The sequence below is a fragment of the Rhizobacter sp. P5_A1 genome (assembly GCF_056400745.1).
Map to the genome: position 1 here is coordinate 1 of NZ_JBFUKR010000077.1, position 921 is coordinate 921.

The 921-nt window shown below is 67.0% G+C and carries 1 protein-coding gene and 1 pseudogene; both read left to right on the forward strand.

What is annotated here, in order from left to right; all coding sequences use genetic code 11:
- Positions 1–349, forward strand: a 349-nt coding sequence (locus AC1DTW_RS28120) for an electron transfer flavoprotein subunit beta/FixA family protein (RefSeq protein WP_477985335.1), incomplete at its 5' end; no start/stop codon positions are given.
- Between the two features lies 1 nt (position 350).
- Positions 351–921: pseudogene (locus AC1DTW_RS28125) on the forward strand (electron transfer flavoprotein subunit alpha/FixB family protein); the annotation flags it as partial.

Sequence of the window (921 nt, forward strand, 5' to 3'; positions counted from 1 at the left end):
GTGTGACCTGCCGCAGGCCACCTTCGCCTCGAAGGTCGAGCTCACGGCCGACTCGGTGAGCGTCACGCGCGAAGTCGACGGCGGCGCCGAGACCCTGAAGCTGACCCTGCCCGCGATCATCACGACCGACCTGCGGCTGAACGAGCCGCGCTACGTCACGCTGCCCAACATCATGAAGGCGAAGAAGAAGACGCTCGAGGTGCTCAAGCCCGCCGACCTGGGCGTCGACATCAAAGCGCACCTGAAGACGCTGAAGGTCAGCGAGCCGCCCAAGCGCAGCGCCGGCATCAAGGTGCCCGATGTCGCGACCCTGGTTTCCAAACTGAAGAACGACGCGAAGGTGATCTGAGATGGCTACGCTGGTGATTGCTGAACACGACAACGCATCCGTCAAGGGCGCGACGCTGAACACCGTGACCGCTGCCCTCCAATGCGGCGGCGAGGTGCATGTGCTGATCGCCGGCTCGAACGCCGGCGCCGCCGCCACCGCGGCGAGCCGGATCGCCGGTGTCGCCAAGGTACTGCACGCCGACGCCGCGTATTTCGAGCACGGCCTCGCAGAGAACGTCGCGGCGCAGGTTCTGATGCTCGCAAAGGACTACAGCCACATCCTGTTCCCGGCCACCGCCGCGGGCAAGAACGTCGCCCCGCGGGTGGCTGCCAAGCTCGACGTCGGCCAGATCTCCGACATCACCAAGGTCGACAGCGCCGACACCTTCGAGCGTCCGATCTACGCCGGCAACGCGATCGCGACGGTGCAGAGCCTGGATGCGATCAAGGTCATCACGGTGCGCACGACCGGCTTCGATCCGGCCGCGGCGAGCGGCGGTTCGGCCGCGGTCGAAAGCGTCGCGGCAACGCCCGACTCGGGCAAGTCGACCTTCGTCGGCAGCGAGATCGCGAAGAACGACCGGCCCGAGC